This is a genomic window from Aurantimonas sp. E1-2-R+4, from assembly GCF_036549515.1.
Taxonomy (GTDB): Bacteria; Pseudomonadota; Alphaproteobacteria; order Rhizobiales; family Rhizobiaceae; genus Aurantimonas; species Aurantimonas coralicida_A.
In genome coordinates, this window is sequence record NZ_JAZHLK010000043.1 from 17024 (window position 1) to 31371 (window position 14348).

Genomic DNA, 14348 nt, shown 5'->3' on the forward strand with positions numbered 1-14348 from the left:
GTTCCAGCTCTCGGAAAGGAATCAGGGGCGGGCTTCACGCAATCGGCAATTGACCATCCGGGGGAGAAGAAATTAGACTTTTTTGGGGCGAAGACGTTTTGGCGTTCGGGCTGGAGGAATTACCATGAAAAACGGACTGCTTGCCATTGCCGTGATGGCCGGAATCTTCGCATTCGGCCTATCCAGCGCCGCCGCGGGGCTGGTAGCCAAGGTGGATCTTTCGTCGCAGACGCTGACCGTTATCAAGAACGGTAAGGTGATGTATCGCTGGCCGGTCTCGACCGCCAGGAAGGGTTATGTGACCCCCACCGGAAGTTGGCGACCCAAGCGCACGCACCGCATGTGGTATTCGCGCAAATACGACATGTCGCCGATGCCTTATTCGGTGTTCTACCATGGCGGCTACGCCATTCACGGCACCAACGCCGTCAGCCGCCTCGGACGTCCGGCATCGCACGGCTGCGTTCGGCTCCGCACCGCCAATGCACGCACCTTCTACTCGCTGGTCAAGACGGTCGGGATGGGCAACACCCGAGTCATCGTCCAGCGTTAATACGCCGCTCGCTCAATGGGTCGGCCGCAAGACCCGCTGCGCGAGATCCGGGGCGTTGGCGGGGCGGGCGACGATCACGGTCACCTTGTGCCCCATCCGCTCGACCCGGTCGGCGTCCGACAGGGCGGAGCGGATCGCATCGACGCGCCGATCGAAGATTCCGTGCGGCGAGTGGCAGAAGGAAACCGTCCAGCGTCCGTCGGTCGGTTCCACGCAATAGTTCAGTTCTGACGCGTGCATGTACATGCCTCCATCGCAATCGGCCCGTCAGTGGGCCATCAGCAGCGGGATCGGGCAGTCCCTCAGAAGGGCTCGCGTGACCCCACCAAAAATCATCTCGCGCAGGCGCGATCGTCCATAAGCCCCGGCGACCAAGAGGTCCGCGCCGACGATCGCCGCCTCGTTCAGCAGCGCCTCTGCCGGGTGGTTCCATTTCGGCAAGTGCCGGACCTCGACCGAAATGCCGTGGCGGGACAGATGCTTGGCCATGTCGGCGGCGGGTTCGATACGTTTTTCCTCGCTGGAGGAGGTTTCCGCCACGGAGACCAGATGCACCTGCCGCGCGCGTTCCAGAAATGGCAGCGAGGCGGCGATCGCGTGGGAGCACTCCGTGCTATCGCGCCAGCCAATAAGGATCGTCTGCGGGTCCTTCGACGTCGCCGCATCCCGTGGGATCACGAGCGCAGCGGCCCCGGCATCGAAGAGAACGGCTTCAAGAATATCCGCCAGCCACCTGTCGCCATTGGGGCGGCCGAGCAGGAAGAGGTCGAGCGAGCGGGCCAGCGTTGCCGTTGCTGGGGCCAGCTCGTGCGGCATCCCGTCAATACGCCGCAATTCCACCGCGAAGTCCAGCTTGTCCAAACGCGCGCGAATCATCTTCTCGGCGACGTCTCCCGCGGCTGCGCCTTCGGCCCATATTTCTGCGGGAAGGCCCTCGTAGCCGGGTCCGATCGGGATGAAGGCGGTCGGAATGGGGTTGGCGAAAAAAGCTTCGGCATGGGCGCCGAAGATGGCGCGGATCGTCTGGAGGTGGGCGATCTTCGCCGCATCCTGATTGCCTCCGTCGAGATGGACCGCAAGGTCTGCGATGCGGTGCGAACGATCGCGCCGGCTTCGGGACGATGGCGCGCCTTCGAAGTCGGGCGCCCTCGCGCCGCCTTCAGCCCCGGCCCGCATTCCGATGGTGCCCATGGGGTGACCCTTTCGCTTGTCGGAGTATTGCTCCATTCGAAAGGACTTTCCACACTCTCGTGGGCCGCAACCTTGATCCCGGTCAATTGGCGGACGATTGCGTGCCCGCTTTCTCGGCCGGCTCGACCGTAGCGCGGCTACGCTCCTCGCCGCGCTCCGCGTGGATCACCTCGGCAAACCGACAAACAGAACCGTGTCCTTATTATCGTCCGAGGCTCTAACGCTTGGCCAGTGGCTTCGATTGCCAGCGGTCGTGAAACCACATCCATTGTTCCGGGTGTTCGCGCACCCAGCCTTCAACCGTATCGTTGAGCAGCTGGCAGGTCGCCGCAACGTCGATTTCTCCGGTCGCGTCCCGAGGCAGGTCCAGCCGCGGCTTCAGTTCCAGGCGATAGCGGCCGTTCGGCAGCCGGATCGAGCGCGCCGGGTAGATTTCACAGTCGAACTGGCGGGCGAGCTTCGGCAGCAAGGGGTTGGTCTTACAGGGGCGGCCGAAGAACGTCGTCTCGGCGCCTTTGCGGAATTTCTGATCGACCAGCATGCCGACCGAGCCGCCGCGCTGTAAAACGCCGGCAAGCGACCATGCGGCGCCGGCTTTGGAGGGCACGAGATGTCCGCCGCTGGTCCGGCGGGCCGACTGGACCTCCTTGGCGATGTAGCGGTTATTCGGTTGGCGGAAGAGTGCGGTGAACTCGAGATCGAAGGCCGCTGCGCCGATCGGCAGCAGCTCGAAGCAGCCGAGATGGCCAGTGAAGAAGATGAAGGGTCCCTTGCGCTCGCGCAATTCCAGGAACGTGTCGACGCCTTCGACCTCGATGCGCCCGGCGCCCGGCTTTTCCGGGTCGAAGTCGAAGAGATCGTCGAGAAACACGAACTCCGCGGCGATACGGCCCATCTGCCCCCAGTTCTCCCGGGCGATGCGTTCGACCCAGGCGTCGTCTTTCTCCGGGTAAGCCTGACGCAGATTGTCCTTGGCGAGCCGGTGGCGCGGCGTCAGCGGCCCCAGCATCCGCGCCGTGCGGTCGGCGAGGGCGAGGCCCGTTTCGGCCGGCAACAGGCGAACCAGCCGAAGAAGCCCGAACAGAAGCTGGGCGACGACATAGTCCGCCGCCCGTTTGCCCCTCAGAGCGAGGCGTGTGGCAGTCGGATTCATGCGGCGACGGTGTCCGTGCCCTCAGCCTCGAGATCGAGAACGATCTTGCCGAAGACCTCGCGCGCTTCCATGCGCTTCAACGCGACCTCGATCCCATCGAAGCCGATCCGCGTGTCGATCACCGGATGGACCAGGCCGCGCGCCATCTTCTGCATGGCGTCGCGCATGTTTTCCATGCGGCAGCCGAAGGAGCCGAGCAGTCGCAACTGCTGCTGGAACAGCATCATCAGATTGACCTCGGTCGAGATGCCGGAGGTCGAGCCGCAGGTGACCAACCGCCCGCCACGCTTCAGGCACAGCATCGAGGCCGCGAAAGTATCCTTGCCGACGTGCTCGAACACCACGTCGACCCCCTTTTTCTTCGTCAACTTGCGGGTGACCCCCTCGAAGCGATCCTTGCGATAGTTGATCACGTGATCGGCGCCGAGCGCCTTGGCGCGCTCGATCTTGTCGTCGGAACCAACCGTCGTGATGACCGTGCAACCCATCTTCTTGGCGAGCTGGATGGCGGCCGAGCCGATGCCGGAGCCGCCGGCGTGAATCAGGATCGTTTCGCCCGGCTCGAGCTTGGCGTTGTCGAACAGCATGTGCTCGACGGTGCCGAAGGTGACCGGTGCCAGCGCCGCTCCGATCGCGTCGCAGCCCGGAGGGGCTGGGACGAGCAGCCGGGCCGGCAGATTGACCTTTTCCTGCGCGAAGCCGTCAAGATGGAAGCCGTGGACGCCCCCGACATGCTCGCAAAGATTGTCGCGGCCTTCGCGGCAGGGGCGACAGAGCCCGCAGGTGCGCGCGCCATAGATCGACACGAGTTGGCCGGGCAGCACCGAGGCGACGCCCGGACCGATCGCCGACACGACACCGGCAGCCTCGGCGCCGACGACCAGCGGCATCTTGCGCTTGGCGAACGCCATGCCGCGCCAGCCCCAGACGTCGATGTGGTTGAGCGCCACTGCCTTGATCGCCACGGTGACCTCGCCGGGGCCGGGCTCGGGCGGCGGTGGCAGGTCGACCACCTTCAGGTCGCGGTCGCCGACGAGTTGCAATGCCCGCATGATACTACCTCAGTCTGGATCACGATGACATTCGATCGGTTTCGCCCCAATCCCACGTGATCGAATTTCGCAATTGAAAGCGAAAGAGACGCAGGAAACCGATCCTGCTCTTGCTTGCGCTCTTGATGGTCTGCAACCGGCGGTCAGGCGCGCGGTTCGCGCCCGATGACGAGACAGACGTTCTGACCGCCGAAGCCGAAGGAATTGGACAGCACCGCGCGGATATCGGCCGAGCGTGCCGTGTTCGGTACGGTGTCGAGAGGGATTGCCGGGTCCGGATTGTCGTAATTGATCGTCGGCGGCAGCACGCCGTGTTGCAGCGACAGCACCGAGAAGGCGGCCTCGATCGCTCCGGCCGCGGTCAGCGTGTGGCCGATCATCGACTTGTTCGATGAGATTGGGGTTGTCTTCAGCGCCTCGCCGAAGATGGCGCCGAGGCCCGTCGCTTCCATCCGGTCGTTTTCCGGGGTCGAGGTCCCGTGGGCATTGATATAGTCGATGTCGGTCGGCTCCATGCCGGCGTCGGCGATTCCGGCCTTGATGGTCGCGATGATCGGCGAGCCGTCGGGCTTGGAGCGCGTGCGGTGGAAGTCGTCGGCGCGTTCGCCGCAGCCGTGGATGATGCCGAGTATCCTGGCCCCGCGTGCCCTGGCCGCCGTCAGCGACTCCAGGACGAGCGCGCCCGCGCCCTCCGCCATGACGAATCCGTCCCGATCCTTGGAGAAGGGCTTGGAGGCTTTTTCCGGTCGCTCATTGTTGGTCGACAGCGCCGAAAGCAGCGAAAAGCGGATCACCGATTCCGGCGTGATCGAACCATCGGTGCCGATCGCGATCGCCCGCTCGGTCTCGCCGCGGCGGATCGCTTCGACGCCGAGCTGGATGGCGCTGGCGCCCGAGGCACAGGCGGTCGACAGGGTGATCGGCAGGCCACGGGTTCCGAGCCGATCGGCGAGCAGCTCGGAGATCCGGCTGCACTGGGTCAAACGGTAGATCGCGGGATTGGGGTGGCGCCTGGCCACTTCCAGCAGCCGGTCGTAGCCGGCTTCCTCGCGCTCGGCGCCGTCCATCGCGTCGAGGGCGAGGCGATGCTGCCATTCCATTTCCACCGGCGGCGCGGCCAGGAACAACGGTCCGCCAAAGTCTTCGTCCGGCAGGCCGGCCATCCGGATCGCCTCGGACCCGGCGGCTTCGGCCATGGCGTAGGACAGCGTCGTCGAGGTGTCGTTCTCCGCTCCCATGAAATCGACGGAGCCGGAAATGGTCGTCCGCAGCCCCTCGGTCGAGAACCGCTCGATCCGGTGGATGCCCGAGCGGCCCGAGGACAGCGCGGCCCAATTGTCCTCGACGCCGCGGCCGAGCGAGGACACGATGCCAAGACCGGTGATCGCGATCACCGGACGGCCCAGGAAATCGGTCTCCGCGGCGGTCACATTGGCGCTCATGATCTGGTCCTCACAATCTGCGGCCGTCCACGGCCTCGAGCAGGCAAGCGCCCTCGGCGTGGAGATGGCCGATCGCGGTCACGACCGCCCGGCGGGGCCGCGCCGATACCGGCTGTTCCTCGCCTGGATCGAGAGGCGGCAAAGCCTCGCCACGCGACAGCGCCCCCGCCGCCAGCGCTATCCCGGCGGGCAGCTGCGCCTCGAAGGAGTGGCCGAGGAGCGTTCCATAGGCGCGGACCGGCGCCCCCGGAAAGGTTTTTTGCAGAACACTGCGTTCGATGGCCAGAAGATCGGCGATGCCCGTCGCGCCCGACAGAACCAATGTCTCTTCCGCCGGTCCCTGCTGCGGCGGCAGAACGGCCTGAAAGCGAGCCTCGGTCGCGGCCGTCTCGCGCCGGCCGCGGTCGCCGGTCGCGGTGATCAGCCGGGCGTAGGCGAGGGCCGATCGGGCGGCGGCATGCTCGGCCGATTCCAGGATGACGAAGGCGCCGACGCTGCCGACGGCGATGCCGTCATGAGGCGCCACGCGGGACGACACCGGGCGCCACTCGTCCTTGAGCATCAGCCCGGCGAGATCGAAATTGAGGATCAGATCCTTGCGCTCGGCCGAGAACGCGCCGCCGACCAGACAGATGTCGCTCTGACCGGACGCGATCCGGGCTCTGGCCGAGGCGAACGCCGAAATCCCCGCCGCTTCCTCGCCCATGAAGGTGCGCGACGAACCCGTGACCTTGTGAACGATCGAGATGTTGCCCGCAAGGAGGTTGGAAAGCTGCGTCAGAAACAGGGTCGGCCGCAGTTCCGCCGACAGGGTCTCGTTGACGATGCGGTCGCGGTCGTTCGACCCCCGCGCCCGCTCCATCACCAGCGCGTCGACGGTCATGTCGCGCTCGCCGCCCCCGGCGGCAACCACCATGTCGATCTTGCCGCGAACCGCCTCGTCGGCCGGGATGCCGGCATCGTCCAACGCTAGCCCCGCCGCATAGGTGCCCAGCTTTTGCCAGGTCTCCATCTGGCGCTGGTCGCCCTTTTTCGGGATCTGGCCGGACCAGTCGATGGGGGGCAGGGGATGGACGAAATAAGGCGCGTAGGCCTCGGCCTCGATCCTGGGCTGCGGGGCGGGACCTCGCGCGATCGCGTCGAGATGGGCCGCGATCCCCTCGCCGATAGAGGACACCATGCCGATACCGGTTATGACGACGTCCCTGGCAGTCTCAGTCATGCGATTGTTCCAAGCTTCCGGATCGTTCCGTCTCCCAGCGGCGCGATCGGTCCGTAACGTCCTCCGCTCCAAAGCATGAGACCGGATAGCCGCGTCAGCTATCGGACCCCGTCACGCTGCCGTCCCACGTCCACGGCATCCGTCGGGTGGATTGGGCGAACCCGCGGGGGCTGTAGCCGCCACGCGATAGTTCTTATGCCTCAGCCTGCCTTCGCCGCGCGCAGCTCATCGATCTTCGCGCAGAGATTCTTCAGCACGAAGTATTCCTCCGTCGGCACGTCGCCGTCATTGACCTCCTGGGTCCATTTCTCGAGCGGAATCTTGATCCCGAACTCCTTGTCGATCGCGAACACGATGTCGAGGAAGTCCAGCGAATCGATTCCGAGGTCGTCGATGGTGTGACTTTCGGGAGTGATCTGCTCGCGGTCGATCTCGCTGGTCTCGGCGATGATATCCGCGACCCGGTCGAAGGTTGAAGACAATGATTTATCCTTGTCTGATGGTCCATGTCGAATTTGGCGCGAAGCTATAGGGAATTCGACGTGAAATGCAAAGCCGCGATCACCCCGTATCGGCACAGCGGGAGCGATGCTGGTGCAAGGTGTGGAAAATGTGGGGAGGGGGCCGCCCCATCGATCTCCGCCGGCGCCGACCGTATACTTGCCGGTGCGCCAAACAGGCAAAGCACATTCACGCAGGCGCTCGCCCCAAGAGGATGCGTGGCATCCAGCGGGCACGGATGACCTTCAGATCTTCTGGACGACCGTTTCCAGCATCCCGCGCACCTGGCCGGCAACCGATGTCAGTTCCGCATTTTCGATCGATGCCATCGAGGCCACCGGATCGACCGCGCTGACCTCGACCGCGTTCGGTCCAGTTTTTCGCACGATCACGTTGCAGGGAAGCATCGCTCCCACACGCGGCTCGAGGCCGATGGCCTGATGCGCCATGCGTGGGTTGCAGGCCCCGAGGATCAGATAGTCGTCCATGTCGATGTCGAGCTTCTTCTTCATCGTCGCCTTGACGTCGATCTCGGTCAGAACGCCGAAGCCCTGGTCGGTGAGCGCCGATCGGGTGCGTTCCACGACGGCATCGAAGCTCTCCGCGTCGAAGATCCGGTTGATCGTATAGGACATTTGACGTCTCCTTTTGAAAACAGGTTCAGCGGCTCAGATATTTCACCAGCGCGAAGATCGCCAGGATGACGACGACGAGCAACAGCAGCATCCACAAACCGCCGAACCCCATGCCGCCGCCCATCCAACCAAATCCGTCCATCATCGGTTCCCCTTCGCTGTTGCTTGCCGGCGCGACGCGCTCTGGCGTTTCCTGTGTGGCCCAACCGGGACGTAGGGCCAATGATCTGAATCAACAGGCCTGACGAGCCTTCTTCTTCCGGCTGTCGCAGGCCGCCGACGCGAGCAAAGCCTGGCGCGAAGCGCCGGAAACGCTTGCGACTGGCCGATCAAGCGGAACAGTCGGCGCGATTGCAACGTTTGCTCGGTAGGACCGGATCACTTTTCAACGATCGGCTTCGCGCGGCTCTCGGCCAAGGCGGGCCGATCGCGGCAAGCCGGAGATGACGTCGAACTCTCCAAGTGTAGGGCAACGATTGATGAGCGCGAACAAGACCGAGGGCCGAACCCTTTTTCTTACCAACCGGCTAATCCGGGCGGCGACCGCGCTTGGCCGGATCACCGCCCAGGTTCACAGGGATGAGCACGGCCTTACGGCCCCGGAGTTCAGCGTGCTGATCATTCTCGGCGCCGCTGGCGGTAAGGCATTCACCTCCTCTTACATCGTCGAGACGACGGCGATGGACAAGACCAAGGTCAGCCGGGCCGTGTCGTCTCTCGACCGGCGCGGTTGGCTGGGCCGCAGTCGGGCGACGGCCGACCGGCGTTTCGAATATCTGACCCTGACCGAGGCGGGCAGGCTCGCCTACCTGGCGCTCGTCCCCAAGGTCGAGGAGGCCGAAAACCAGGTGCTGAGCGAATTGAGCGAGGACGAACTCGCGGGGCTCGAACGAGGGCTGGCCGGTCTCGATCGCGCCCTCGACCAGGAATAGCGGCAACCGCGGGTCCCCCAATCTCGCGTCGATGTCCCCGTCGATGCGTCGCGACTTGGCAGGCCGAGCGCCAATCGCTACCTAACGGGGATGCAGCCGCTCCTAAATTCAGATGGCGTCGACCGCCGCTTTGCCGTCGCGCCGATGATCGACTGGACCGATCGCCTAGGATTGTAAGGCGAGGAGCGGTCGAGTCGTACCGTTTGTTGTACCAGCTAATGAAAAGCGCCCCGCCACCTTTCGATGACGAGGCGCTAACAGCACCAGCTTCGGGATGGTGCCCGGCGCACTGCTGGTCGTGGTGCCCAGCGGCGCTGTCGGCTCCCCTGTGGTGGCGCGGGGCAGCCGATCAGGTTGGCGGTTGTGACGCCTCGATTTTTCGGACGATACTGCGCTCAAGCGTGTCGCACGCCCCCCAGAAGACGCCCCGCCGCTTCGGACGGGCGCGCTGTTCGTCGGTGTAAGACAAAACCAAAAAATCGTCCCACACGCGCACATAGGGCTCTGGCACGGGGTCGAGGTAAATAAAACGCCCGCCGGTGAACTCGTACAGGCCCGGCCCGTCGTAGCGGGCGGTTGCCGCCTGCAAATAGTCGATAACCTCTTCGATCAACGCGAGGTCGAACAGATCGTCAATGCCGGATTCATCGAGGACCGTTCGGATGGCCTCAACGGCGCCGTGATTGCTGCGAATCGGGGGCGGACTGTCGCGCAGTTCGTCGTAGAGCGGCCCGAACGTTCGGGCCCTGAGCGCAGCGCATTCGTCGTCGCTCAATCCCCGCCCTGGGGCCGCCTCCGATGCCGCCTCATAAGCCGCCGAGGTCGCCCGGTAGCGGCAGATCAGATCAAACATCGGGTCAGTGAAGTCGCTGGTTTGTAGGCTCATCTTTCTCGTCCTTTCAGGGTCGTCACGGCCATGGAGGACGTATGCATGTAGTTGAAGGCCTGTCAACCCGGTCCCGAAAGAAAGAATACGGGACGAAACCTGCCCTGATCGCCCGTACGAAGTAAAATGGTAAATTGGTAAAATGGTACAGCGGAATTGGTAATCTGGTATATTGGAATGTTGCTATTGTCTTGCGCAGCCATACCGTATATTTGCTACATCGCTGCGATAACCGTCACCGCAACGACATGAATCGACTGCGGCAACGTAAACGCAAAATTTGCGTTTACGTCCGATACCGCCAGCAAGAGCGGGACGCCCGCCCCCAAATATCCGATCTCGGATATTTGGATATGATTTAATCTGCATCGGCCATCCGGCCCCAAACTGTCCATGCTTTGCTTTCTCCTTTAGGGTAGGTGGCCGACTCTGAGCGACGAACTGAAATTGCCTAGATTCACCATCAACGCGAACGGTAGCTTAACCGCCGACGACGGAAGCGCCGCTGTCTTCAAACAAATAGATCATCAGCTAATCCATGTGCCGCATCTCGCGCCACACGTGATCCTGGTGCCAATGCCGCGCGACGATGTGATCGGCATCAAGGTCATCTATCTGTCACATTGCTGGAACGAGAGCTACGATCCCGTTCGTCACGTCGATGCGCCTATGTTGATCATGGATGGCATCCGCCCAAGGGTCTTCAACATCGTTCGATTTGAGGAGTCTAGAGTGCTGCCCGCGTTTCTGGCAGACCTTTCTAATCACCGGCTTTATTGGACGCCGGCCGACCGCAATTTCGGAGTTTACAACGCTACAACGATCATTGATGGGCTCGCCTACACAGCCTTCTTCACCCTGAAGAAGGAGCGCGGAAAGCTGAGCGGCATCAGACACAGCCTCGTCATGCGGGTGGAAAGCGCTTATCATGCACCGCAGCCGAGCGTCGGCCAAAGGGTGAAAGCTGGCGCTGCGATCGATGCCGCACTTAAGGGCAAAAAATTGAAATTCCGATAGCTGTAAAACCAAAGGGACCAGCTCTTGCGAGCGGTCCCTTGGCAATCTCGACACTCTCTTCGGGCTTTCGCCTTTATCCACCGTCCCGGTTGGACTGCCTTAAGCAGCGGAAGGAGCCTTTCAGTCGATCTGGCATCCTTGTAGGCCCTACATAATCGAAAACTCCCCCAATTTCAAGGGAGATCGCTATATTCCTCTCAACGGTCCGATGCGAAGCGTGGCAAATGCCGGATGTCCGCCAAATCCGCCCGCTCCAGGATCAGATTGATATAGGGCTCGCGCGAGCCGGTTTCAAAAAGACGCTCTACAACACGATACGCCCGGCTGTCGCCCTTTAACATTTCTACGATCCGATCCCCGACAGCAGGCACGGTGCCGCCAAACTCTGCAAGGTCGACATCATGTTGCATGTCTTCCACCCGCCCGCCGTCACGGGATAATAGTCTGATCCAAACTTCCTTCATGGTTCCCTCCCGACATTCTCGCAAAATAACACATTGTCACCCAAACGCCGCCACCGCCGTCTGCCAGTTCGGGTCGTCATAAAGACTGCCCGCCTCGGCACTACCGCCCGCAGCCGCACGATTGACCGCCATAGCCGCGGCGATAGCGCCATCTATCGAAAGATGACGGTTTCCCTTGTGCAGCCGGACCTTGTGGCCGTGGCTGTTCGTCTCGACTTCGACGTTGGCGAAGCAGAAGCGGAGGATTTCGTGCCCGCCATGCTTGAACCGCTTGGCGACAATCGCCCGTTCAAGTTCGGCAATCGCAGGCATCATGGACAAGCTGCCCTGCCGGTGTTCGATCGCCGGGTAACCGTCCTCCAGAAGGTTGTTCAACGTGTTCCGCGCCAGCGCCGGATCGAAGGCAATCTCGCGAACATCGAACCGGTCGCATAGCTCGCGGATCTTGTCCTCGACAGCCCGGAAGTCGACCACGTTGCCCGGCGTGGCCGTTATCAGCGATTCATCGGCCCACCGCACATATGGTGCCCCGGCCTGATCCTGCCGCTGGCGCAAATTCTCCTGCGGGCAGAAAAACCAGGCCACCACGATGTAGCCATCACCATCACGAAATGCGGCAACGATTACCGTCAAGTCGCCCGAGGAACTGAGGTCGACGCCGAGCCAACACGGCTGGCCCCGCAGGGCCGCAAGGTCGATGGGGTCGGCCCCGGCATCATATGTGGCCATGTCGACGAAGGGTGTGGCGCTGTGGTCGAGCCAAAAGTTGCAGTGGTACTGCCGGAAACTTTCCCGCTCTGACGGCCGATTTTCGGCTTCACGGGCCATCGCCCGCAGCCCCTTCAGGTCGGGGTAGCCGAGCGACAGTCCGGGGTTCACCTCATGCCACATGGCTTCGTCGCGCCAGTCGGCATCCGGTGAGGGCTCGAACAGCACCGGCAGGAATGACGGATCGTCGATTTCGCCCTTCGCGACCCGCCTGGCGTAATCGTATGTATCAAACGCAAGGTTTTCCTGCCCGCGACCGGCGGTCGTCGTGATGACGTGCAGCGATTGGGCGGTCTTAGCCAGGCTGGTGCGCAGGGCTTCCCATAGATCGCGTTTCTTCCAAGCGTGAATTTCGTCGCTCAGCAGGAAATTCACGCTCCGGCCGTGCTGCGTCGCGCCGTCCGACGAGATAGCCTCATACGTCGCGCCTTTGCGCGGGTGCTGGATTTTGTAGGTGCCGGGCCGCAGCTTCAGGCGACTGGCGACGCTCTTGTCGGCCTGAACGATTCCGAATGCCTCGTCATAAGCAATGCGCGCCTGCTTCATATCGGCCGCAGCCGAGACCACCTGGCCGTGCGGTACACGCTCAGGGCCGAAGGTGTGAAGGCACGCCAGCGCTGCGCCGATGGAAGTTTTCCGCGCACCTCTCGGGATCATGGCGAACACGGTCCGCACGGTCCGCTGTCCGTCATCATCCCGAGGGCCGTAAATGCGCCGCACCAGGCGCTCCACCCAAGGATCGAGTTGAAACGCCTGGTTCGGCAAGCTGGATTTCGGGTGCTTGAGCATCCGCAGGAAGTCGACGGCCCGCTGGCCGTAGCCAAGCGGATCGTCAATTGGCGAGTCGTCAAAGATCCATTGCGGTGCCGGCACTGTCTTCTCCATCATCGGACGAGCCGACTCTGGAGCGGCTGGCGGGGGTAAGCCCCAACTCGGCGGCCCAGCGGCGGGCTTCGGCCGTGGACTCGCGTAAAGTGGCAAAGGCGGGATGACGTTTCAGTTCGCCCAGCCGATTTTCGACATAGGCGCCATCTTTTGCGATGGACGCGCGCGCAATACGAATGTCGCCCGACGCTTCGCAGAAACGTTCAACGGCTCCGATGTCCGCTGGCGATAGAACACGCCGCTCGACCAGAACCGGCATGACGCGCTTCCATTCGGCTTTGGCCTCAGTGCTCATTTCATCCGGCGGTTTCGGAACCTTGCGCACGGCATCGCCGATCGGTTTCGGCTCGGCCTTCCGGCCGCGTGTGTGGTGACTCATAAGCCTGCGTACCTCAGCGTCTCGTCGATCGCATCGGCGCCGAGAACCCGCCGAAGGCCGGACAAGTCGTCCTCGCCTTCTACGTCGTCCGGGAGAGCCCTCCAGTCCTCGTGTTTTAGCCACTCCGCCTTCGTCCCGCCCATCGCCAGATAGACGGCACGGGCCGCCATCATGACAGCGTGCTGAAGAGCGCTGTCGACAATCCAGATGCCGTTGCAGCGCCCGCTGGTTAGCTCCACTCGCGGCGGGCTGGCCACGAGCCCACCCTTCACCGTGCGCATCAGCGCGCAATGGCGTAACGCCATGCCGCGAGCCTCGCAGTCGAAGAATGCGACGATGGTGTTGCCGGCTTTGTTCGGGCGCTGGTCGACAATCGACAGCCCCATAATCTTGATCTGGTCGGCCATCAGAAGCTCCACAGTCGGTGCGCGTTGATCGCCGCAGAAACGTCGGGCAACTCATCAAACCTGTCGCCGATCACGACGGATTCCCGATTTTCGAAGTAGTGCGCCACCGTTCGACGGATCGCATTGATGAGGTCGGCGGGGACATCTTCAGGCGCGGCGCCATAGCCGGCGACAAATTCGACCGTCACGGCGTCTGGACGGCCGTCAAGATGCGGCCAGGATTCGCCTTCCGCCGGGAGGATGAACGGGCGCTCAAGCCCTCCGATCCCGTAAGTGCGGAATCCCGAAAGTAACTGCTCCGTCCCGCTCGCGTCGAAATACTTGATGGAGGTCACGGACTGGACCGGCGACGTTGGGATCATGATCCGCGTCGGAAAGGCGTCGAGCGACAGCCGCCAGGTCTGTGTAATGAGGCAGCGCCCCAGCAATCCGAAGGGGCCATCGAAGCGGCTCACGGCGGCGTTGATATATGACGCAATTAGCGCATCTTCATCGCTGTAATCGATTCGAGAGTGCTGCTTGAAATCGACGGTCGGAAGGACTTCCGCCGCCGGTCCAGTTACGCGAATCAGAGACATTTAATTGTTTCCTTAGTAGTGCTATTGGGTAAGGGGCGTCAGCCTTTTGCGACGTCCCAATTCGGCCGTGTCGTGCGCGATGGGGGGACGTCGGTGCGAGGCCACCCGGCCAAAGTCGACGACCACCCCCGGAGGTTGTGTTGCGGCTGCGACACACAACCACGCCCAGTATCAAGCTGCGGTGCGGCGTGGCATCTCGTGATCTGGCCTGCGAACCGCGTCCACGCCGATGGTGTAGAGCAGGCCGTCATCGCCATCGACGATGGTAACAAACTGCGAGGCC

General features: G+C 62.9%; 17 protein-coding genes. 3 read left to right on the forward strand and 14 right to left on the reverse strand.

Features of this window, described 5'->3' with window-relative positions:
• Nucleotides 1-124: 124 nt before the first annotated feature.
• Nucleotides 125-553, forward strand: a complete 429-nt coding sequence (locus VQ045_RS16865; RefSeq protein ID WP_331830929.1) for a L,D-transpeptidase — start codon at nucleotides 125-127, stop codon at nucleotides 551-553.
• 12 nt (nucleotides 554-565) lie between these two features.
• On the opposite strand, the gene VQ045_RS16870 is transcribed toward VQ045_RS16865, so the two are convergent.
• The 8 genes from VQ045_RS16870 to VQ045_RS16905 all read right to left on the reverse strand — a co-directional run bounded on the left by VQ045_RS16870 (nucleotide 566) and on the right by VQ045_RS16905 (nucleotide 7749).
• Nucleotides 566-793 (reverse strand): hypothetical protein, encoded by a 228-nt coding sequence (locus VQ045_RS16870; RefSeq protein WP_327625893.1) that lies wholly within the window; start codon nucleotides 791-793, stop codon nucleotides 566-568.
• Between the two features lie 27 nt (nucleotides 794-820).
• Nucleotides 821-1744, reverse strand: a complete 924-nt coding sequence (locus VQ045_RS16875) for a universal stress protein (RefSeq protein WP_331830930.1) — start codon at nucleotides 1742-1744, stop codon at nucleotides 821-823.
• 217 nt (nucleotides 1745-1961) lie between these two features.
• Entirely contained in the window at nucleotides 1962-2897 is a 936-nt protein-coding gene (locus VQ045_RS16880) for a lipid A biosynthesis lauroyl acyltransferase (RefSeq protein ID WP_327625891.1), read from the reverse strand.
• On the reverse strand, nucleotides 2894-3949 hold the full coding sequence (locus VQ045_RS16885) for a zinc-binding dehydrogenase (protein ID WP_331830932.1): 1056 nt from the start codon (nucleotides 3947-3949) through the stop codon (nucleotides 2894-2896). The genes VQ045_RS16880 and VQ045_RS16885 overlap by 4 nt, the downstream gene beginning before the upstream one ends.
• Before the next feature lie 143 nt (nucleotides 3950-4092).
• Entirely contained in the window at nucleotides 4093-5391 is a 1299-nt protein-coding gene (locus tag VQ045_RS16890; protein ID WP_331830933.1) for a beta-ketoacyl-ACP synthase, read from the reverse strand.
• A 10-nt stretch (nucleotides 5392-5401) separates the two neighbouring features.
• Nucleotides 5402-6613 (reverse strand): beta-ketoacyl-ACP synthase, encoded by a 1212-nt coding sequence (locus VQ045_RS16895; protein WP_327625889.1) that lies wholly within the window; start codon nucleotides 6611-6613, stop codon nucleotides 5402-5404.
• 200 nt (nucleotides 6614-6813) lie between these two features.
• Nucleotides 6814-7095: an acyl carrier protein gene (locus tag VQ045_RS16900; RefSeq protein WP_327625888.1), complete on the reverse strand. Its 282-nt coding sequence runs from the start codon at nucleotides 7093-7095 to the stop codon at nucleotides 6814-6816.
• Nucleotides 7096-7359: 264 nt separating this feature from the next.
• Nucleotides 7360-7749, reverse strand: coding sequence for a DUF302 domain-containing protein (locus tag VQ045_RS16905; protein ID WP_331830934.1), 390 nt, complete (start codon nucleotides 7747-7749; stop codon nucleotides 7360-7362).
• Between the two features lie 479 nt (nucleotides 7750-8228).
• Between VQ045_RS16905 and VQ045_RS16910 the strand changes: the two genes are divergently transcribed.
• Complete coding sequence (locus VQ045_RS16910; RefSeq protein ID WP_331830936.1) at nucleotides 8229-8681, forward strand: MarR family winged helix-turn-helix transcriptional regulator; 453 nt, start codon at nucleotides 8229-8231, stop codon at nucleotides 8679-8681.
• Nucleotides 8682-9030: 349 nt separating this feature from the next.
• Here the strand turns inward: VQ045_RS16910 and VQ045_RS16915 are convergent, their stop codons facing one another.
• Nucleotides 9031-9567 (reverse strand): hypothetical protein, encoded by a 537-nt coding sequence (locus VQ045_RS16915; RefSeq protein WP_331830937.1) that lies wholly within the window; start codon nucleotides 9565-9567, stop codon nucleotides 9031-9033.
• A gap of 447 nt (nucleotides 9568-10014) precedes the next feature.
• On the opposite strand from VQ045_RS16915, the gene VQ045_RS16920 reads away from it, so the two are divergent.
• A complete protein-coding gene (locus VQ045_RS16920; RefSeq protein WP_331830938.1) occupies nucleotides 10015-10584 on the forward strand; it encodes a hypothetical protein in 570 nt (189 codons plus the stop codon).
• 197 nt (nucleotides 10585-10781) lie between these two features.
• Here VQ045_RS16920 and VQ045_RS16925 read toward each other — a convergent pair whose 3' ends face one another.
• Genes VQ045_RS16925 through VQ045_RS16945 form a run of 5 tightly spaced genes read right to left on the reverse strand, consistent with a single transcriptional unit; the run spans nucleotide 10782 to nucleotide 14065 of the window.
• Nucleotides 10782-11048 carry a hypothetical protein gene (locus VQ045_RS16925; RefSeq protein WP_331830939.1) on the reverse strand — a complete coding sequence of 89 codons (267 nt, stop codon included), beginning with the start codon at nucleotides 11046-11048 and terminating at the stop codon, nucleotides 10782-10784.
• 36 nt (nucleotides 11049-11084) lie between these two features.
• Entirely contained in the window at nucleotides 11085-12704 is a 1620-nt protein-coding gene (locus VQ045_RS16930; protein ID WP_442879892.1) for a terminase large subunit, read from the reverse strand.
• Nucleotides 12664-13026, reverse strand: coding sequence for a phage terminase small subunit P27 family (locus VQ045_RS16935; RefSeq protein WP_331830940.1), 363 nt, complete (start codon nucleotides 13024-13026; stop codon nucleotides 12664-12666). Before VQ045_RS16935 ends, VQ045_RS16930 begins: the two co-directional genes overlap by 41 nt.
• A gap of 50 nt (nucleotides 13027-13076) precedes the next feature.
• Nucleotides 13077-13487 (reverse strand): hypothetical protein, encoded by a 411-nt coding sequence (locus VQ045_RS16940; protein WP_331830941.1) that lies wholly within the window; start codon nucleotides 13485-13487, stop codon nucleotides 13077-13079.
• Nucleotides 13487-14065, reverse strand: a complete 579-nt coding sequence (locus tag VQ045_RS16945) for a head-tail connector protein (RefSeq protein ID WP_331830943.1) — start codon at nucleotides 14063-14065, stop codon at nucleotides 13487-13489. Before VQ045_RS16945 ends, VQ045_RS16940 begins: the two co-directional genes overlap by 1 nt.
• Nucleotides 14066-14348: the final 283 nt, after the last annotated feature.